Source organism: Spirillospora sp. NPDC000708, from assembly GCF_040299565.1.
Taxonomy (GTDB): Bacteria; Actinomycetota; Actinomycetes; order Streptosporangiales; family Streptosporangiaceae; genus Spirillospora.
In genome coordinates this window covers 1-19,085 of sequence record NZ_JBEPCJ010000075.1, presented here as the reverse complement: position 1 = coordinate 19,085, position 19,085 = coordinate 1, and the positions used below count along the sequence as shown (strand labels likewise).

At 73.7% G+C, this 19,085-nt stretch carries 19 protein-coding genes and 1 pseudogene; 6 read left to right on the top strand and 14 right to left on the bottom strand.

The features are described from left to right. Positions 1 to 33 precede the first annotated feature (33 nt). Complete coding sequence (locus tag ABT299_RS38200) at positions 34 to 1,239, bottom strand: hypothetical protein (RefSeq protein WP_190855363.1); 1,206 nt, start codon at positions 1,237 to 1,239, stop codon at positions 34 to 36. Positions 1,240 to 1,479: 240 nt separating this feature from the next. Between ABT299_RS38200 and ABT299_RS38195 the strand changes: the two genes are divergently transcribed. Both ABT299_RS38195 and ABT299_RS38190 read left to right on the top strand, forming a co-directional pair. Continuing rightward, on the top strand, positions 1,480 to 2,052 hold the full coding sequence (locus ABT299_RS38195) for a hemerythrin domain-containing protein (protein ID WP_387026509.1): 573 nt from the start codon (positions 1,480 to 1,482) through the stop codon (positions 2,050 to 2,052). A gap of 35 nt (positions 2,053 to 2,087) precedes the next feature. Beyond that, positions 2,088 to 2,663: a hemerythrin domain-containing protein gene (locus ABT299_RS38190; protein WP_500253708.1), complete on the top strand. Its 576-nt coding sequence runs from the start codon at positions 2,088 to 2,090 to the stop codon at positions 2,661 to 2,663. Between the two features lie 85 nt (positions 2,664 to 2,748). Here the strand turns inward: ABT299_RS38190 and ABT299_RS38185 are convergent, their stop codons facing one another. The 5 genes from ABT299_RS38185 to ABT299_RS38165 all read right to left on the bottom strand — a co-directional run bounded on the left by ABT299_RS38185 (position 2,749) and on the right by ABT299_RS38165 (position 7,162). Further along, positions 2,749 to 3,384: an NAD(P)H-dependent oxidoreductase gene (locus ABT299_RS38185; protein ID WP_500253707.1), complete on the bottom strand. Its 636-nt coding sequence runs from the start codon at positions 3,382 to 3,384 to the stop codon at positions 2,749 to 2,751. Beyond that, positions 3,381 to 4,487 (bottom strand): LLM class flavin-dependent oxidoreductase, encoded by a 1,107-nt coding sequence (locus tag ABT299_RS38180; protein ID WP_387026503.1) that lies wholly within the window; start codon positions 4,485 to 4,487, stop codon positions 3,381 to 3,383. Before ABT299_RS38180 ends, ABT299_RS38185 begins: the two co-directional genes overlap by 4 nt. Before the next feature lie 158 nt (positions 4,488 to 4,645). Further along, entirely contained in the window at positions 4,646 to 5,092 is a 447-nt protein-coding gene (locus ABT299_RS38175; protein WP_190855374.1) for a MarR family winged helix-turn-helix transcriptional regulator, read from the bottom strand. A gap of 82 nt (positions 5,093 to 5,174) precedes the next feature. After that, complete coding sequence (locus tag ABT299_RS38170; protein WP_500253706.1) at positions 5,175 to 6,416, bottom strand: oxygenase MpaB family protein; 1,242 nt, start codon at positions 6,414 to 6,416, stop codon at positions 5,175 to 5,177. 269 nt (positions 6,417 to 6,685) lie between these two features. Beyond that, a complete protein-coding gene (locus ABT299_RS38165) occupies positions 6,686 to 7,162 on the bottom strand; it encodes a GbsR/MarR family transcriptional regulator (protein ID WP_500253705.1) in 477 nt (158 codons plus the stop codon). A 137-nt stretch (positions 7,163 to 7,299) separates the two neighbouring features. Between ABT299_RS38165 and ABT299_RS38160 the strand changes: the two are divergent. The 4 genes and pseudogenes from ABT299_RS38160 to ABT299_RS38145 form a co-directional block, all read left to right on the top strand. Further along, positions 7,300 to 8,535 (top strand): annotated as a pseudogene (locus tag ABT299_RS38160) (GMC family oxidoreductase); the annotation flags it as partial. Between the two features lie 125 nt (positions 8,536 to 8,660). Further along, positions 8,661 to 8,861, top strand: a complete 201-nt coding sequence (locus tag ABT299_RS38155; RefSeq protein ID WP_500253704.1) for a GMC oxidoreductase — start codon at positions 8,661 to 8,663, stop codon at positions 8,859 to 8,861. A 38-nt stretch (positions 8,862 to 8,899) separates the two neighbouring features. Next, positions 8,900 to 10,345: an aldehyde dehydrogenase family protein gene (locus ABT299_RS38150; RefSeq protein WP_387026494.1), complete on the top strand. Its 1,446-nt coding sequence runs from the start codon at positions 8,900 to 8,902 to the stop codon at positions 10,343 to 10,345. Positions 10,346 to 10,376: 31 nt separating this feature from the next. Further along, a complete protein-coding gene (locus ABT299_RS38145) occupies positions 10,377 to 10,928 on the top strand; it encodes a GNAT family N-acetyltransferase (RefSeq protein WP_190855385.1) in 552 nt (183 codons plus the stop codon). Here ABT299_RS38145 and ABT299_RS38140 read toward each other — a convergent pair. The 8 genes from ABT299_RS38140 to ABT299_RS38105 form a co-directional block, all read right to left on the bottom strand. Beyond that, on the bottom strand, positions 10,906 to 12,168 hold the full coding sequence (locus ABT299_RS38140; RefSeq protein WP_190855387.1) for a 2-hydroxyacyl-CoA dehydratase family protein: 1,263 nt from the start codon (positions 12,166 to 12,168) through the stop codon (positions 10,906 to 10,908). The two genes, ABT299_RS38145 and ABT299_RS38140, sit on opposite strands and share 23 nt — an antisense overlap. Further along, positions 12,168 to 13,304, bottom strand: a complete 1,137-nt coding sequence (locus ABT299_RS38135) for a 2-hydroxyacyl-CoA dehydratase (protein ID WP_347256623.1) — start codon at positions 13,302 to 13,304, stop codon at positions 12,168 to 12,170. Before ABT299_RS38135 ends, ABT299_RS38140 begins: the two co-directional genes overlap by 1 nt. Beyond that, positions 13,301 to 14,539 carry a CaiB/BaiF CoA transferase family protein gene (locus tag ABT299_RS38130; RefSeq protein WP_500253703.1) on the bottom strand — a complete coding sequence of 413 codons (1,239 nt, stop codon included), beginning with the start codon at positions 14,537 to 14,539 and terminating at the stop codon, positions 13,301 to 13,303. Before ABT299_RS38130 ends, ABT299_RS38135 begins: the two co-directional genes overlap by 4 nt. Beyond that, positions 14,536 to 15,684: a CapA family protein gene (locus ABT299_RS38125; protein WP_190855391.1), complete on the bottom strand. Its 1,149-nt coding sequence runs from the start codon at positions 15,682 to 15,684 to the stop codon at positions 14,536 to 14,538. The genes ABT299_RS38130 and ABT299_RS38125 overlap by 4 nt, the downstream gene beginning before the upstream one ends. Further along, positions 15,681 to 16,574, bottom strand: coding sequence for an alpha/beta fold hydrolase (locus tag ABT299_RS38120; RefSeq protein WP_500253702.1), 894 nt, complete (start codon positions 16,572 to 16,574; stop codon positions 15,681 to 15,683). Before ABT299_RS38120 ends, ABT299_RS38125 begins: the two co-directional genes overlap by 4 nt. Then, entirely contained in the window at positions 16,565 to 17,521 is a 957-nt protein-coding gene (locus ABT299_RS38115) for an alpha/beta fold hydrolase (RefSeq protein WP_500253701.1), read from the bottom strand. The genes ABT299_RS38120 and ABT299_RS38115 overlap by 10 nt, the downstream gene beginning before the upstream one ends. Further along, positions 17,518 to 18,246 (bottom strand): ABC transporter ATP-binding protein, encoded by a 729-nt coding sequence (locus tag ABT299_RS38110; protein WP_387026478.1) that lies wholly within the window; start codon positions 18,244 to 18,246, stop codon positions 17,518 to 17,520. Before ABT299_RS38110 ends, ABT299_RS38115 begins: the two co-directional genes overlap by 4 nt. Further along, positions 18,243 to 19,085: ABC transporter ATP-binding protein (locus tag ABT299_RS38105; RefSeq protein WP_500253700.1), on the bottom strand; the 843-nt coding region annotated here is incomplete at its 5' end. The genes ABT299_RS38110 and ABT299_RS38105, both read right to left, overlap by 4 nt.

The following is a 19,085-nucleotide window of genomic DNA, read 5'->3' as shown; positions in this document are numbered from 1 at the left end:
CATGGGGGGCTGCGGGAGCGGGTGAGGCGTCTGTTACGACCGGGGCGTGTCGCGCAGGCGCTCGACGGGGTGCGGGCCGTCGGTGACGACGCGGTACTCGTCGCCGAACTTGTCGCGGTGCTCGTCGATGACGCGCTCCTGCGGCGGGCGCTCGGCGTTGATCTTGTCCTGCATCCGCTCGAACCGCTCGTGCGTCTCCTGGACGTAGCCGGTGCCGAGGGTGGTGCAGTCGATCTGCGTCCCGAGCAGGTGCCGGACGAGCTGCTTGTTGGGTTCGAAGGTGACCGGTTCGGGCAGCGCGGGCGCCAGGACGCTCTCGGGGTCGCGGCCGTCGTGGCGGCGCATCAGGTCGCAGGCGATCCGCAGGTGCTCCAGCTCCATGTTCAGGTGCAGCTCCCAGATGCCCTTGACGCGCGGGTCGGTCTCGGTCTGCATGAACGAGTGGTACAGGTAGCACTCGTTGTACTCGTGGTTGACCAGCCGCTCCCACCAGGACTCGCCCGGGTCGACCAGTGACTCGTAGTGGGTGACGTGCTCCTCCTCCACCAGCCCGATCTCCTGGTAGAGCTGGCGGGCGATCGGCTCCATGTACATGGGGCCGACGTTCATGTAGAAGTTCATCGTCTGCTGCTCGGCCGACATGATCGTCAGGGCGTGCAGCTTGGACAGCGGCGCGGCGGCGGCCCTGTCGTAGGGCTCGCGGACGTTGTCCATCGGGTCGCGGTGCTGCAGGTATCCCGGCCGCCCCGGCATGACCTCGGTCAGTTGGTCGACGATCTTCTCGGCCTTGCGGTGCTCGATGATCTCGTACAGGTTGGCGTACCGGTACAGGTGGTCGAAGTCCTCCAGCAGGCCGAACTCGTACGCCTGCTTGAGGTAGGGGTCGGGCTCCATCCGGGCGACCCAGCCGGTCAGGTCGACCGCGACCTGCTCGTAGCTGATGGTGGTCTCCAGGATCGACGCCTGGCCGGGCAGCAGCCAGTTGACGACCTTCTGCTGCTGCGCCTCGATGTAGCGGACGCGGGCGAGCTGCTGCTTGACGTCCAGGTTCGGGCAGACGCGGGCGAAGTGGTGGCTGAACATGATCGCCTCCACCTCGATGCCGTTCATCGTGATGATGCGGCACTTGGTGTAGGGATCGGACTCGTCGGGGTCGATGGGGGCGACGTCCAGCTGCGCCCAGTTGCGCAACTGGTCCTCCAGCGGGATACCGCGGTGTTCGAGCGGGTTGAAGGCCACCGAGGTCCACCCTTCGTGTGAGAGCCGATCAGGACGATGCTTGCTGCGCCTACCCGGGCGGGGCCGTTCTGCACGCGCGCCGCGATCCGATTGCACGATCTTTGCCGGCGGGCCGGCGGCGCGGTCCGGTCCCGCCGCGCTTAACCCCGCCGACCCCGGGTACGGACGCCGCGTCGCTCACCGCGGGCCTCCGACCTGCGGTGCAACGTCCAGACGCACATCCACATGAGGGACGAGTCCATGCAGACCACACCGACCGACGCGCAGGCCACCGAGGACGTCATCGACCTGCTGCGCGCCCAGCACGCCCGGATCCGCGACCTGTTCGACGAGGTGCTGCACTCCGACGGCCAGGAGCGCAAGGAGTCCTTCCGGCAACTGGTGCGGCTGCTCGCGATCCACGAGACCGCCGAGGAGGAGATCATCCACCCGGTCGCGCGCCGGCTGCCGGGCGGCGGCGGCATCGTCGACGACCGGCTGGCCGAGGAGCGCGAGGCCAAGGAGCTGCTGGCGGAGCTGGACGGCATGGACATCGAGGACCCGCGGTTCCTCAAGTCCCTCGACAGGCTCCGCATGGACGTGCTCACCCACGCCCGCGCCGAGGAGCGCTACGAGTTCGACCGGATCCGCGACCAGTTCAGCCCCACCCAGCTCAGGGGCTTCGCCGCCGCCGTCCGCGCGGCCCAGGCCACCGCGCCGACCCGCCCGCACCCCGGCGTGGAGTCGGCGACCAAGAACATGCTGGCCGGCCCCATGGCCGCGGTCGTCGACCGCGTCCGCGACATGATCCGCAACGCCCGCGACAACGGCTGACCGCGCGCGAGCCGTCCGCCGGCTGAGGAGGACCGATGCCTGACGTGTTCGAGGTGCTGGGCCGCGACCACACCGAGGTCAAGCGGATGCTGGACGACCTGGAGGCCGGGCCCACCGCGGCGACCGGCGCGAACGAGGCCGCGCTGGCCCGGCGCCGCACCCTGCTGCAGAAGCTCATCACCGCGGAGTCCATGCACGAGGCGGTCGAGGAGGAGTACTTCTGGCCCACCGTCCGCGAGCACGTCCCGGAGGGGGACGCGCTCGCCGACCACGCGATCGCGCAGGAGCAGGCCGCCAAACAGGAACTCGACGACCTCATCGCCGCGCATCCGCTGCAGGACCGCTTCGAGGGGCTGCTGTCGGACTTCATCGCCGGTGCCCGCGAGCACATTGCGTTCGAGGAGGAGCGGGTGTGGCCGCGCCTGCGCGGGGTCATCACCGCCGAGCAGGCGAACGAGCTCGGCGGCAGGCTCCGGTCGGCGAAGAGGTTCGCGCCGACACGCCCGCACTCCAACACCCCTCCCAAGCCGGGCCTCCTGAAGGCGACCGGCCCGGTGGTCGGCGTCGCCGACCGGATGCTCGACCGGATGACCGGCCGCGACCGGGGCTGACCCGGCGCCGGGGCCGCGGTGGCGCCGGCGCCGGAGACGGTGAGCGACGCCCCGGATCCCCATCGCTCACCGCTCTCGTCGCGGATCAGGCGTCCGGCGGCGTTCGCGCGCCGGTCGCCCGCGATCGGAGAAGGTCCGCCACGTCGGCGAGGCCCGTCTCTATCCGGCCGTACACGCGGGGGTTGAGCAGCGTGACGCCGTCGAAGTCCCCCGAGGACGCGAAGACCGCCACCGGTACGGTCAGCGCCTGGAAGAAGGCGAAGAGCGGCCGCATGGCGTGCTCCAGGACGAGCGCGTGGTGGTCGCCTCCGCCGGTCGCCGCCAGCAGGACCGGCTTGTTGGCGAGCGCGTACTGGTCGACGAGATCGAAGAAGTGCTTGAACATGCCGGGATAGGAGCCCCGGTACACCGGCGCCGCCGCGATCAGGAGGTCGGCTCGTTCGGCGAGCCCGAACGCGGCCTCCACCTCCGGCGTGACGTCGTCGCGCTCGATCGCCCCGGTGAAGCCCGGCCCCAGGCGGTACACGTCGACCTGGGACGTCTCGATGGGGAGCATCCCCTTCAGCGTGTCGAGGACGGCGGCGACGAGACCCATGGTCTTCGACCGTTCGTTCGGGCTGCCGTTGACGACCACGACTCGCAGCGCTGCGCCCGCGGCGCCTGCGGCGTTCGCGGCGTTCGCGGCGTTCGCGTCCGGGTCCGTGCCGAGCAGGGCGGTCATGCGGCCTCACCCTTCCCACCGCGCTCCGGCCGGCCGGAGGGGCCGGCGGCCTTCCTCTCGCGGGCGGCGACCTCGCGGCGCACGACGGGCGCCACCTCCGCGCCGAGCCGCTCGATCGCTTCGAGGTGCTCCTTCTGCGGCATCCCGCCGAAGCCCATCTGGATGACGGCCCGGTTCAGGCCGTACAGCTCGTGGTAGGCGAGCAGCTTGTCGACGACCTCCTGCGGGCTGCCGACCAGCAGCCCGGCGCCGGGCGCCGCCTGCGCGTCGAACGCGGCCCGGGGGAGCAGGAGTCCCCGGCCCCGCTGGTGGTTGTTCTCCATCATGCCCTTCGCGAAGTACGGGTACATCGCGTCCCTCGCCTGCCGGCTGGTGCGTCCCACGTAGCCGTGGACGTTGATGCTGATCGGAAGCGCGCGGGCGTCGTGCCCCGCCTCCTCGGCGGCCGCGCGGTAGAGCTCGACCGTCCGCTCGTGGTGGGTCAGCGGGCCCAGCAGCAGGGCCAGCGCCATCGGCAGGCCGAGCCTGCCGGTGCTGATCGCGGACGCCGGCGACCCGCCGACGCCCACCCAGATCGGAAGGGTGCCGCCGTCGGCGCGGGGCGCGATGTCGGCGTCGACCAGCGGGGCGCGGAAGCGCCCCTGCCAGGTGAGCGGGTTCCGCTCCCGGATCCGGAGCAGCAGGTCGAGCTTCTCGCGGAAGAGGTCCCCGTAGTCCCGCAGGTCGTAGCCGAACAGCGGGAAGGACTCGGTGTAGGAGCCGCGGCCCGCGATGATCTCGGCCCGGCCGTGCGACAGCAGGTCGATCGTCGCGAACTGCTCCCAGACCCGGACCGGGTCCTCCGAGCCGAGCACGGTGACCGCGCTCGTCAGCCGGATGCGCTCGGTCGCCTCCGCCGCGGCCGCCAGCAGGATCGCCGGCGCCGACCCGACGAAGTCGGAGCGGTGGTGCTCGCCGACGCCGAACACGTCGAGGCCCGCCTCGTCGGCGACCTTCGCCTGCTCGATCGTCTCGCGCACGCGCCGCCGGGGCGACGGCGCCCGCCCCGTGGCGGGGTCCTCCGTGACCTCGCCGAAGGTCATGATCCCGATCTCGAACGTCATCGCCGTCTCCTCTCCACCGGCGGGCCCGTCCCGCGACGCCCCGAATAAGTTATCTGCACAGGCAAATATTCCGGGACGCGGAGCCGCCGCCGCGCGGGACGGAGGGACGGCCTCGGCGCACCGGGCGTCCGCGGGACGCCCGGGCCGGTCAGCGGGGACTACCGCGGTTCGGCGGCGAGCCGCTTCCAGACGCGGGCGAGGTGGCGGAGGTCGTCCTCGTCGAGCCGGTCGAAGAAGAGCCTGCGGAGGTCGCCGTACTGCTGCCGCCAGGCCTCGCGCAGCAGGGCGCGGCCCTCGTCCGTCAGGGTGACCTCGAAACCGCGGCCGTCGGCGGCGGAGCGGCGCCGCTCGATGAGGCCGCGCCGCTCCAGGCGGTCGGCGAGGCGGGTGAACCCGCCGGAGGACATCAGCCGGCGCTCGGCCAGCTCGGACATCCGCATGCCCTGAGGGCCGGCCTCGCCGACCAGGGCGAGCACGCTGTACTCGGACATGCTGACGTTCAGGGGCGCGAGCCCCTCCTGGATCGAACGCCAGATCCGGTCATGGGTGATCAGGAAGCCCCGCCAGGCCTCGTCCTCCAGAGGGCGCAGCCTCTCAGTCGCCATGGCGGCACTGTACCGGCGTGCGGAAACGCGGCGGGGCCGGCCTCCGGCCACGTCGCGCGGAGGACGTGGCCGGAGGGTCCGGTCAGTAGTTGGGGTTGTTGGTCGTCGGGATCTGGATGCTGATCGGGTAGTTCGCGCCGGACAGCACCAGCAGGACGCCCTGCCGGATGATCTCGTCGAACACCCAGTAGAACTCCCGCAGCTCCTTCGGCGCCTTGGTGATGTCGAGGACGCCCTCGCGGACGGCGACGAACGGCGGCCAGAGGTTCTCGAACACCGGGTCCCACACCGGCTCCCGCGGGATCTTCAGCCAGCCGGCGATCTCGTCGCCGAGCACGTAGCGGGTGAGCGCGCCGAGGATGTGCTTGGTGAGGATGCCGCCGTCGATGAACGCGGCGAGGTTCAGCAGCATGTCGGCGAGCTTGATGCCCTCGTCGGTGGGCGCGAGGATCGGGTCGAGGACCTGGGCGGCCTGGGAGTTCGCCTCGTCCCACGACTTCGGGATGTACTCGTCCCTGATGCCGAGCATGTGCGCGGCGAGCTGCCAGGAGTGCAGGAAGGCCGCGGACTCGTCGTCGGGGACCGCCACCTTCCACTTGGCGAACTGCTTCATGACCGTCGTCGGCAGGCTGTGCCAGGTGACCATCATGTCGGCCTGGCTGATCGGGATCTTCTCGTCGGCGACCTTGGTCCAGTAGGCGGACTTGGGCAGCAGGTTGCGCACGCCCGCGTGGGCCAGCCGCGTCTTGACGCAGGTCACGATCATCTCGCCGTCGGGCTGGAAGGCCTTCTCGGTGCCGATGTCGTAGCCGAGCTTGGCGGTCTTGGTGATGCGGTCGCGCATGTCCGCGCCGCCCTTGGAGTAGTAGACCGCGCGCGCCTCGTGGGGGATGGCCGTGCTCATCATCCCGCTGGCGAACCCGTAGGTGACGCCGAGGTAGAGGCCGCGCTTCTGGTTGAACTCGAACGCCTTCGCGAGCTTGCCCTGGTCGGTCCACGAGGGCAGCTGCCGGGCACGCTCCAGGAAGTCGCGCAGATCCGCGGGCAGCCCGCTCGGCAGCGCCTGCCCGTTCTTCGTCCAGGTCTTGAGCAGGTCGTTGACCTTGGGCACGTCGCCGCGTTCGAGCAGCGAGGCCACCAGGTGGTCGGCCTCCTCGTCCCACACCCACTTCGGGTCGGCGCCCTCGCCGCGGCCGACCACCGAGCCCTTGGGCGACCACGTCCACAGTGAGTTCGCTCGCGCGGGTGTCGCGACGGTCAGCGCGCCGAGCGCGCCGAGCGTTCCGCCGGCCATCAGCACGCTGCGCCTGCTGGGTTTCTCCATGCCTTCGCTCCTCCTCGGGGGCCAGACACCTTCCTGACACGCGGTGACGCATCGTCGCGGCCCGCCTTCGGCACGCGGGAAGCCGGTGGCCCGCCGCGGGGGCGTGCGAAGCGCGGTCCGGTCGGCCGCCGCGGCAAGGGACACATCCTGGTTTCCGGTGAGCCACCCGGAACACTAGACCGTTATTGGCGTCCCGCCAATAGTTGTTGGCGAGATGGCTGCGAGAGGGCCGGGGAACGGCCGCGGGGCGCGGGCTTCCGGCGGGGGCGTCAGTGGGATCGCTTGTACTGCGTGAGGAGCGCTTCGAGGCTGCTCACCATGAAGGTGTAGTACTCGTGCATCCGGCGGAGGCGTTCGCGCTGGCGTTCGGGCAGGCCGGTGCTGCGCGCGTGGGCGCTCTCGGCGAGTGCCAGTAGCTCGGCCGTCGCGTCCAGCTGGTGCTGGAGGCAGCCCGCCCAGGCGTCGTCGCGCCATTCGTAGACGTAATGGCGCGAGCCGGGCTGCTTGAACCTCCGGACGGTGCCGTTCTCGACCAGCAGGCGCGTCATCTCCGACATCGAGCCCTTGCTGGCGTCCAGTGCCGCCTGCAGTTCCGCCATGGTCATGGGGGCCTCGCCGAGCATCAGGACGGCCGCGGTGCGCCCGGCCATCGGGGGCCATCCCATCGCGCGGCCGATGCGCAGGCCGAAGTCGTCGATCAGGGCGTTCGCGTCGGCGGGGCCATCGTCGCGGGCGGGGCTCGACACGGCCGGGACTCCCATCGATCAGAAGAAAATGAAAGTTCACTCTTGACTGAACTTTCCCCGAGGAGGCAGTCTACCGGCCAGCAGCGGTCCGGACATCGGCGGATCCGCGCTCCCGAGCCGAACGCAGGAGGTTCGCCGTGACGGACACGGGCTGGGACGTCATCGTCGTGGGGGCGGGGTCCGCGGGCGCGGCCCTCGCCGCCCGCTCGGCCGAGCGCGGCAAGCGCGTCCTGCTCCTGGAGGCCGGGCCCGACTACAGGCCGGCGCAGATGCACGAAGCCTGGCGCTCGCCGAACCCGGCGCGCGCGCTGATGGACCCGGAAGCCGTCGCCGGCCTGGTGTGGGACGGCGTCACCTCGTCCCGGACGGACCGGCAGCCGCAGGCGCCCTACTGGCGCGGCCGCGGCGCGGGCGGCAGCTCGTCGATCAACGGGCAGATCGCGATCCGCCCGCCGATGGAGGACTTCGCGGACTGGGCCGCCGCCGGATGCGCCGGCTGGTCGCCCGAGGACGTCCTGCCGTACTTCGCCCGGCTGGAGGACGACGAGGAGTTCGGCGACGAGCCCTACCACGGGCGCGGCGGCCCGACCCCGATCTTCCGGACGCCGCGGGAGCGGTGGGGCGGCGTGGACGGCGCGCTGGCCGCGGCGGCGCGGGCCGCCGGGCACGCCTGGGCGCCGGACGTGAACGCGCCCGGCGCGGCCGGTGTCTCGCCGTACCCGATCAACTCGCGGGACGGGCGCCGCGTCACCGTCAACGACGGCTACCTCGAACCGGCCCGGTCGCTGCCCGGGCTCACCGTCCGCGGCGACGCCCTGGTCGACCGGGTCCTGTTCGACGGCGGCCGGGCCGTCGGCGTCCGCGTCCTCACCGCCGGCACGGCGGCGACCGAGTACGCCGGCGAGATCGTGCTCAGCGCCGGGGTGATCCATTCGCCCGCGATCCTGCTCCGGTCGGGGATCGGCCCGGCCGCGGACCTGCGCCGCCTCGGCATCGAGGTGCGGGCGGACCTCCCCGTCGGGCGCGGGATGCAGGACCACCCGATGGTCGTCGTCGCGCTGCCGCTGACCGCCGAGGCCGCGGTCAGGACGGCCGACGACCGCCACACCAACGTCTGCGTCCGCTACAGCAGCGGCGCCCCCGGGCTCGTCCACGACATGATGTTCGTGTCGCTGAACATGAACGTGCTGGCCATGGAGAGCGCCGACACCAGGTTCCCGATGGGCGGCTTCGGCGTGTGGCTCAACCAGAACCACTCGCGCGGCGCGCTGACCCTGACGTCCGCCGACCCCCGGGTCCAGCCCGAGGTGCGGGAGCGGATGCTGTCGGACGAGCGCGACCTGGCGCGCCTGCGCGACGGCGTCCGCGCCCTGGTCGAGCTGGCGCGCGGCCCCGAGGCCGCCGCCGTCGTCGCCGGGTCGGTCGAGGCCGCCAACGCCCGCCTGTTCGAGTCCTGGACGACGACGCGGCGCTCGGCGACCACCTGCTGGCCACCGCGGTGGACGCCCAGCACGGCACCAGCACCTGCCGGATGGGGGCGGCGGGCGACGACTCCGCGGTGGTGGACCCGTCCTGCCGCGTCCGCGGGTTCGAAGGGCTGCGCGTGGTGGACGCCTCGGTCTTCCCGTCCGTCCCGCGGGCCAACACCAACCTGGCATCGATCATGGTCGGCGAGCTCATGGCCGACCGCCTCGCCTGACCCCCGGACGCAACGGACCCGGCAAGGAGCACCGTCCAGTGAAGACTCTGCAGAACCTCATCGGCGGACGCCCGGCGGACACCCGCGGCGACACCTTCCACGAGGTGGTCGACCCGGCGACCGGGGAGGCCGTCGCCCGCTGCCCCAGCGGCTCGCCGGAGGACGTCCGCCTGGCCGTGGACGCCGCCGCCGAGGCGGGGCCGGCCTGGGCGGCGCTGCCCGTCGCCGAGCGGGTGGCGCGGCTGACCCGGTGGGCGGACGCGGTGGCCGGGCACGCCGCCGAGCTCGCCGAGATCGAATGCCGCGAGATGGGCAAGCCGGTCGCCCTCGGCACGGCCTTCATCGGCGGCGCGGCGCTCGCGTTCAAGGCCGCCGTGGCCGAGGCCCTCGACTACCCCTTCGAGGAGACGGTCGCCGGGCCGGACGGCGGGACCACCGCCATCCTGCGCACCCCGGTCGGTGTCGCCGCGGTCATCGTCCCGTGGAACTTCCCGGTGCCGATGACGCTCGGCGCGATCGGCCCGCTGCTCGCCGCGGGGAACACCGTCGTGCTCAAGCCGTCCGAGCGGTCCCCGATGTCGGCGGTGCGGCTGCTCGAACTGGCGGACCTGCCGCCCGGCGCGGTGAACCTCGTCCACGGCGACTCCCGGGCGGGCGTGCCGCTGGTCGCGGACGAGCGGGTCGGGCTCGTCCACTTCACCGGCTCCGTCGAGGCGGGCCGCCAGGTCGGCGCGGAGACCGCCGGGCGGCTGACCCGCGCGATCCTCGAACTCGGCGGGAAGGACCCCGTGGTCGTCGACGCCGGCGTGGACCCGGTCGCCACCGCCGCGGCCGTCGCGTTCGGCGCGTTCGCCAACTCGGGCCAGATCTGCACGTCGATGGAGCGCATCTACGTGCACCAGGACGTCGCCGAGGCGTTCGTCGACGCGCTCGTGGACGCGGCCCGGACCTACACCCTCGGCGACGGCCGCGACGAGTCGACGGTCCTCGGCCCGCTCGTGGACCAGCGGCAGCGCGCCATCGTCGAACGGCACGTCGCCGACGCCGTCGAGCGCGGCGCGAAGGTCCGCATCGGCGGCGAGACGCCCGAGGGAAGGGGCTTCTTCTACCCGGCGACCGTGCTCACGGACGTGGACGACTCCATGCTCGTGATGACCGAGGAGACCTTCGGGCCCCTCGCCCCGGTCGCGGTCGTCCCGTCCTTCGAGGAGGGCCTGGCCAGGGCGGCCAGGACGCGCTTCGGCCTCGCCGCCACCGTCTACACCGACGACCCCGCGCACATGGCCGCCGCCCGCGCGATCCCGGCCGGGGTCGTCTGGGTGAACCGGTGGCAGGGCGGCGGCCCCGAGCGGCTGTACGAGCCGGCGGGCGACAGCGGCATGGGCGCGACCGGGTCCAGGGCCGCCTACGACGCCGCCACCCGTCCCGTCTCGATCCACACCGCCCCCGCGCCCGCCGGGCCGGCGGACGAGAGTTCGCATTGATGATGCCGTGGCCCCCTGCTTAGCTGGAGCCATGATCGGAATGCGCGACTTCGACGAGGCCGACGCCCCCGCGCTGGTCTCGTGGGTCGACGGCCCGGCCGCCCTGGTGATGTGGTCGGGCCCCACCGGGTTCACGTGGCCGCTCGACCGCGCGCAGCTCGCCCGGTACGCGGCCAAGGCCGGTCCGGGGCTCCGGATCTGGACGTTCATCGACGAGGAGCACCCCGCCGAGGCGGTCGCGCACGCGTCGCTGACCGTCGACCCGCAGGGCCGGACGGCCCGGCTCGGACGCGTCCTGGTCGACCCCGCCCAGCGCGGCCGCGGCATCGGGGCCGCGCTGGTCGGAGCCGTCCAGCGGGTGGCGTTCGACGACATGGGCGTGCACAGGCTCGGCCTGGGGGTCTTCGCCCACAACGGCACGGCCATCGCCCTCTACGAGCGGCTGGGGTTCGTCCGGGAGGGGCTGTCCCGGGAGGTCGTCGAGGTGGACGGCGCCTGGTGGTCGTCCATCGAGATGTCGATGCTCGACCGCGAATGGCACGGCCGCGGCCCCGGCGCGACTACGTCGACGCCCGGGCGCTGACGCGGGTCGTGAGCCACTGGTCGATCTCGTCGCGCACGGCGATCAGGTCGTAGGTGCGCTGGTCGACGTTGTCGGCGCGCAGCTCGAACACCGGGATGCCGGCGCGTTCGAGCGTCTCGGTGATGAACCAGCCGCTGCGGGCGTCCTCGCCGACCAGGTGCACGACGCCGTCGACCTGGTGCAGGCGGGCCTCCTTGAGGTACCACTCCGTCGACCACGGCGGCCGGTAGAGCTGGTCGGAGAAGGCGGCGAAACGGGCGGCGAGGGCGCGCATCGGGTCGTCGCCGTAGCGGATGTAGCCGTCGGCGGCGATCGCCAGGTACATCGACCAGACGAACACCGCGCCGTGGCGTTCCTCGAAGTGGCGGTAGAAGTCCATGTCGTACCAGAGGCCGCGGCCGATCCACATCAGCCGGAGGCGCTCGCCGGGGCAGGCGGCCTCGCCGGCCGCGACGCGTTCGGCGACCTCGTCGTGGAAGCGCTTGGCCGCGTCGCGGGCCCAGACGGTGCCGCGGTGCCATTGCGGGATCATGACGCTGGAGATGCTGTCGTCCACGCGCAGCGGGACGGGGCGCGTGCGGGCGATGAGGTCGCGGGTGCGCCGGTTCCATTCCTCCTGCTCGTTGACCAGCGCCATCACCTCGCGGAACCGTGACTCGCGGAAAACGCGGCCGGTGGTGGTCTCCAGGAAGCGCACCAGCCCCTCCAGTTCGGAGACCATCAGGTCGAGGCGGGGGGCGCCGAGCGCGGCCTCCCACTGCCCGGGCATGAGGTCCCACCAGTTGACCGGGACGGTGTCGGCGGCGGCGCTCTCCAGCGGGTAGTACGCGACGCCGTCCTGCTCCTCCCAGATGTCGAAGAGCTTGCGGGAGGCGTCGCCGGTGGTCTCCCCGAGGACGATCGTGGGGCGCGGCAGCCCGCCCCACGGCGGGTCGGGGACCTCCGCGAACGCGGACGCCAGGGACGTGGCGCTGTACTGCTCGGAGTAGTCGGGGTAGCCGTGCTCGCGGAGGGTCCGCAGGTACTCGCCCGTGCGCTGCTTGGCGGCGACGACGGACGCCCACCACTGGTTCACCACGTACGGGATGCCCATCGTCCGGAAGATCTCCTGCGGGGCGTCGGCGTTGACCAGGGCGAAGGGCTCGCCGCCGGCGACGGCCTCGCGGAGTCCGGCGAACCATTCCCGCTGGTGGCGGGTGGCCTCCTCGGAGGAGGTCAGGAGCTTGTTCCGCCGGGCCATCAGAGGGCCTCTCCCTTCGGGCGGGCGGCGCCGAGGGCGCCGGTGATGAGGGGCAGGGCGTCGTCGCCGAGTTCGCCGTAGCGGCGGTGTTCGAGGATCACCGCGGGCACGCCCGCCGCCCGGCGCTGGGCCGGGAAGTCCCAGGCGGGCGCCTCGTCCATGGCGCGCACGTAGGAGACGAGCAGGTCGGGACGCGACCGCTCGGCGATGGCGGCGGTCTGGCGGGCGCGGACCTGGATCGACGACCGCGCGGAGGTCGGTCCCCGGTACTGGTACCGCTCGGCGAGCGCGTCGAGGGTGGGCGCGCCGACGAGGGGGTCGGCGAGCGCGTCGCCCCAGTCGTGGTCGTCGGCGACGATCACATGGCCGGCGTCCTCGATCGCCCTGTACACCGCGGGACCGTCGTGGGCGCTGCCGGTGAGGTAGATCCGCCGTCCGTCGTGGCGGGGGAGGTCGGCCTCGGCGCGCAGCAGCCGGTCGAGGAGCCCCGCGTGGTCGCCGGCCGGGAGCGCGGCGCCGGCGCCGATCGCGATCAGCGCCTCCTCGCCGCGCAGCGCGGGGCGGTCGGCGGTGCGCAGCCGCCGCAGCGCGCGCATCAGCCGCCGGGCCTCGTCGTGCTGCCGGACGGCCTCGGAGAGGTCGTCCTCCCCGATGCGCCGTCCCGACCAGCGTTCGAGCAGTTCCTTGGTCTCCGCGAGCCGGACGCGGTTGTAGCGGGTGGTGGTGCGGTGCGGCAGGTGCAGGATGTCGACGAGGTGCGTGCGCGGCAGAGCGGGCTCGACGCCGAGCCGCTGCAGTTCGCGGACGGTGTAGAACAGGCGCAGGGAGCCCGCGCAGTCGTTGGAGACCAGCAGCAGGTCGAGGTCCGGCTCGCCCCGCAGCAGCCCGGCCAGGATGGAGCGGGACGCGGGGTCCAGGCCGGTGCCGAGGTAGTGGTCGGCGAGGGCGCGGTCGCGGCCGGGGTCGCCGGCGAGCCGCACCGGCAGCGCGCCGGCGGCGGTGACGAGCTCTACGGGGACGTCGGCGCCCACGCACCCGACGACGGGCGCGCCGGTCGCCCGCCACCGCCGGATCGCGGCGGCGCGGTCGTCGTAGGCGTCGCGCAGTTCCTTGAGCGCGGCGGGCACGGCGCTCACAGCACGCCCTCGTCGGCGAGCGCGGCCAGGCGCCCGGCGGAGTAGCCGAGCAGCCCGCCGAGCACCTCCTCGTTGTGCTGGCCGAGATGGGGCGCCGGACGGTCGAGGCCGGCGCCGGAGACGGAGAACGTGATCGGGATGCCCGGGCCGAGCAGGCCGGTCGGGCCGTGGTCGGGGTGGACGAGCTCGACGACCTCGCGGCGGGCGAGGACGGACGCGTCCCGGACGGCCTCGGCCGGTTCGCGCACCTCGGCGGCCGGCACGCCGTGGTCGGCGAGCCGCTTGACCACCTCCGCCCGGGCCAGCCCGGACGTCCAGGACCGGATCATGTCGTGCAGGTCCGCGGCGTTGCGGACGCGCCGGTCGCGGGTGGCGAAGCGGTCGTCGCCGGCCAGGTCGGCACGGTCCATCGCGGCGAAGACCCCGCGGGCGAACGCGTCGGTCGGGCCGCACAGGGCGATCCAGCCGTCGGACGCCGGGAACACGCCGAACGGCGCGAGCCGCGGCACCGTCGCCCCGGTGCGGGCCGGCAGCCCCATCGCCTCGAAGGCGTCGAACGGCTCGCACGCCAGCAGGGAGGTGAGCGCGCCGAGCATCGACACGTCGACGTGCTGGCCCTCGCCGGTGCGGTCGGCGTGCAGGACGGCGGCGAGGGTGCCGACGACCGCGTAGAGCGGGGCGAGCAGGTCGCCGACGGGCAGGCCGAACCGCACCGGCGGGTCGCCCGGCTCACCGGCCGTCATCATCACGCCGCTCAGCGCCTGGATGATGGTGTCCATCGCCTTGCCCGTCCCGGACCCGCCGCCCTGGGCGCCGAACCCGCTGATCGAGGTGTAGACGATCCGGGGGTTGGCGTCCCGCGCGGCCCGGTAGCCGACGCCGAGCCGGTCGGCGGTGCCGGCGGCGTAGTTCTCGACCACCACGTCGGCGTGCCGGACCAGGTCGGCGAAGACCTCGCGGCCCCGCGGCTTCTTGAGGTCGAGGGTGATGCTCTTCTTGTTGCGGCCGCGGGTCAGCATCGACACCGACATGTCCCGGGCGTCGCCGCGTTCGGCGGCCGGTCCGTCCGCGCGGGCGTAGGGGGAGTTCCCGCGCGAGGCGTCCCCGCCGGCCGCCGGGTTCTCGATCTTGATGACGGTCGCGCCGAGGCCGGCCAGCAGCAGGGTGGCGTAGGGGCCGGCGAGCGCGGTCGTCAGGTCCAGGACGGTCCTGCCGTCCAGCGGTCGTGCCGTCATCGTGCGCTCCCGTCCACGCCGGTCAGTTCGATCTCGGTGTCGCCGCGCCACCGCGTCGCGGTGTCGAGTCCGGCGCGGCGTCCGATGTCGGCGATGTAGCCGGCGACGTCCTCGCCGCCTTCGCCGCGCCGGCGCGGCACGGGACGTCCGCGGTCGTCGATCCGGCAGGGCACGTAGCCCGCGCCGGTGATGCCGGACGCGCCGAAGCGCAGCGTGGCGATGGCGGTGTTCCGGCTCTCCGGATGGAACGGGTAGTACGGCATGTCCGGGTCGGGCGCGAAACCGTAGAGCTCGACGCGGCGGCGCGCCCAGGCCTCGATCTCGGCGCTGTCGCCGCCGGTCGGGGTGAGGGCGCGGGTGACGGTGACGAAGTTGCCGAGGCCGTGGTAGACGGGGCGGCCGCGGTACACCTCGATGCCGCGCATGATGTGCGCGTGGTGGCCGACGACCGCGTCCGCGCCCGCGTCGATCGCGGCGTGCGCGACCGGCCGCTCGTACATGGCGATCGCCGCCGGGGTGTGGCCCACGCCCTTGTGGAAGGCGACCAGGACGGCGTCGGCCTCGGCGCGTGCGGCCCGCACGTCGTCGGCGAGGCGGTCCAGGTCGTCGGGCTCGGCGAAGGTGTAGACGCGCGGCGGCCCGCCGGGGCTCGCGTGGTCGAGCTCGTAGTGGGTCATGACGTGGACGTAGGCGCACCCGGCCTTGGTGGACGTCGCCCACGACTCGCGAGGGCCGACGCAGTTGTAGCTGAGCACGGCCAGCCGCACCCCGCCGCGTTCGACGACGGCCGGGCGGCGGGCCGCCGGCAGGTTCGGGCCCGCTCCGGTGGTGGCCAGCCCGTTGGCCTCCAGGTGCCGGATCGTGTCGGCGATGCCGGTCGCGCCGGCGTCGTAGATGTGGTTGCCCGCGAGGGTCGCGACGCCGAACCCCGCGCCGGGCAGCGCCGCCAGGGCGGCGGGGTCGGCGGGCGGGGCGGGCACGTCGGTGCTGGTCCGCTCGGTGGAGTCCGAGTGCGGGACCTCGATGTGGGCGACCGCGACGTCCGCGCCCAGCAGGGTCTCGCGCGCCGGGTCGAAGAACGAGGCGGGGCCGGGCTCGTCGAGGATGACGTCGCCGACGGCCATGACGGTGATCTCCGCGCTCATGCGCCGGCCCCGGTCGAGGTCCCGGCCCCTGCTGCGTACGGTGCGGCGGTCAAGGGCTCGGCGACGCCGTTCAACTCGTCCACGAACACGCGCACCTCCCGGACGAGCCGCTCCGGGCTCTCGGTGCCGATGAAATGGCCCTCGTCCTCGAACAGCACGGCCTTGGCGCCCGGCACCGAGCGCGCGGCGCGCAGCGCCGACTCGGGCGAGATGACCCCGTCGCGCATCGCCGCGAGGATCAGCACGGGGACGCGGATGCCGCGCAGCACCTCCGCCAGGTCCTCGTCGGTCCGCGCGTCCGGGAACGGCTTGCCCTGGTTGATGAGGGTCTCCCGCTCCGGCTGGGCGAGATACTGCTCGACCCGGCGGGCGATCTGCTCCTCCCGCTTCGCGCGGCGTACCGGGTCGCCGGTCGGCCCGTACATGATCCGGAGCTGCTCGGCGACGACCCCGGGGGAGCGGCGGTTCTCGATCATCCGGCGGCGCCCGGCGGACGACGCGGTGCCGCCGTCGCGGTCGTGCGGGGTGCCGACCACCGAGATCAGCGCCTTCAACCGCTCGGGCCGGCGGGCCGCCAGGTGCCAGCCGATCCCGCCGCCGTGGGAGATCCCGGTGTAGATGAACCGGTCGACTCCGAGCCGGTCGGCGAAGGCGCGGACGTCGTCGGCCCACTGGTCGAGCCAGCCCTGCGCGGGCGGCTCGTCGGGGTGGCTGGACCGGCCGTAGCCGCGGGCCTGGATCGTGTACACGTGGTAGCCGGTGGGCGGCGCGGCCAGGCAGGCCGGGTACGCGCCCGGGTCGAACGCCATCGCGCACGACAGGACGACCTCGTCTCCGTCGCCGTACTCGTCGTAGTACAGCTCGGCGTCCGCTATCTGCATCAAAGGCATGGGGAGCCCTCCTCATCGTCGGGCCGGTGGTCCGGCGTCGACCGTGGTCCGGTGGGGGCGAGGAACAGCCGGATCTGCTCGATCAGCGGCTCCGGCTCCTCGTCCAGAAGCGTGGTGTGGCCGTGGTCCTGGAACAGGACGAGGCGGGCGCCGGGGACGGCGGCGGCCGCCCGCAGGTTGTCCTCGGGCCGGCAGAGCCGGTCCTGGATCCCGCCCGCGACCAGGACGGGGATGTCGATGGTGCGCAGCGCGTCCGCGACCTCGGCGTCGGTGCGCAGGTGGGGGAGGGCGACGCCGGCCCGCGGCAGGGCGCCCTGGGCGAGCGTTTCCAGGCCCTTCAGATAGGACTCGCGCGCTCTCTCGCGCCGCCGCAGCCGGACCGGATCGGACGTGGGCGGACGCATCGACGCGAAGACCTCCTCGGCCAGCCGCCGGTCGCGGACGGCGGCCCTGCGCTGCTCCCACCCGGACGGCGGCCGGGGCCCGCCGTCACGTCCGTGCGGTGCGCCGACGACCGAGATCAGCGCCCGGAGGCCTGGCGGGCGATCGAGCGCCAGGTGCCAGCCGACGACCGCGCCGTGCGACGCTCCGGCGTAGACGTAGTCCGTCTCGCCGAGGGCCTCGGCCACGCGGGCGACGTCCAGTGCCCACCGCCGGTACCAGCCGTCGCCCAGGTCCTCGTGCGGGTGCGACGTGCCGTCGGTCCCGCGCAGTTCCAGGGACAGCACGTTCCAGCCCGGGGTGGCGGCCAGCATCCGCAGCCACAGCGGACGGGACGGGCCGCCCGGTCCCTGGTGCGCCGCGATGACCGTCCGCGCGCCGTGGCCGAGCCGCGTCCAGCGCAGGTCGGCGCCGTCCACCCGCACCGCGCCCTCGGCGGCTCGCGCGTCCCCCGTCGCGCGCGTGTCTCCGGCCGGCGGCGGGCCGGCGGCCGCACGGCGGGTCATGGCGCCAGCTCCTTCATCAGCCGGTCCCGGACGCCCTCGGCCGCGCTGTCGACCGTCGAGACGATCCGCCCGAGCTTGAGGACGGCCACGCGGTCGGCGACCCGCAGGCTGAGGTCGACGTTCTGCTCCGCCATGAGCAGGGACGTGCCCCGCCGCTCCCGTTCGGCCCGCAGGACGTCGCCGACCGTGTCGACGACGCTGGGCTGCAGGCCGTCGCTGATCTCGTCGATGATCAGCAACCGCGGTTCGCGGAGCAGCGCCAGGGCGAGCACGAGCATCTTCTGCTCCCCGCCGGACAGCGTGCCGGCGGTCTGCCAGAGCCGCTTCTCCAGCACCGGGAAGTACGCGAGCACCTCCTCGCGCCGTTCCGCCTTGTGGCCGCGGCGGGCGTGCATCGTGGCCGCCTGCAGGTTCTCCGCGACGGTCAGGTCGGCGAACAGGTTCCCCTCCTGGGCGGCGTAGCCGACGCCGAGGCGCACGATCCGGTGCGGCGCGCGGCCGGTGATGTCGGCGCCGCCGACGCGGACCGCGCCGGCGGCCCGCCCGGCATGGCCCATGATCGCCTTGAGCAGCGTCGTCTTGCCCATGCCGTTGCGGCCGACGACCGCGAGCGCCTCGCCGGGGGCGACGTCGAACGTCACGCCGTGGATGACGGTCGCGGCGCCGTACCCGGCGTCGAGGTCCCGGACGTGCAGGTCGAGGGTCTCCGCGGTGGCCGCGCTCATCGGACCGCCGTCCCGAGGTAGGCGCTGCGCACGACCTCCGAGCCCCGGACGGTCTCGGGCGGGCCGTCCTCGATGACGCGGCCGCCGTGCAGCACCACGACGCGGTCGGAGACCCGGATGACGAAGTCGAGGTCGTGTTCGATGAGCACGACCGCGATCCCGATGTCGCGCAGGTGCTCCAGCACCCGGCCGATGTCGTGGCGCTCGTGGGCGGTCAGGCCGGCGGTGGGCTCGTCCAGGATGATCACGCGGGGCCGCGCCGCGACGGCCATCGCCACCTCCAGGCCCTGCCGCAGGCCGTGCGAGAGGTCGGACGACAGGGTGCCGGCCCGCCCGTCCAGCCCGGCGATCCGCACGATGTCGACCACGGCCGGGGCGACCTCGACGGTCGCGCTGCGCCGCCACGGCGAGGGCGGCGCGCCGCGCCGGTCGGCGAGCAGCAGCGCCTCGGCCACGGTGAGGCTGGCGAAGACCGACGGGATCTGGAACTTGCGCCCCACGCCCGCGCGGGCGATCCGGTGCGCCGCCGGGCGCTCGCCGAGCCGGTGCCCCGGCAGGAGGTACTCGACCTCGCCCTGCGCCCGCAGCCGCCGGTCGGTGACGACGCTGGTCAGCGTCGACTTGCCGGCGCCGTTGGGGCCGACGACGCACAGCAGCTCCCCGGCGACGACGTCGAGGGTGACGCCGTCCAGCACGCGCAGGGACCCGTAGCCGAACACCAGGTCGCGGATGCGGATCACCGGCCGCCTGCCGCCGGGTTCCCCGGCGGGACGGTCGGGCCGCGCGGGCGCGGCGGTGTCGGCGCGGGCGCGCGGCGGGTAGCGGCGGGGGGGCAGCCG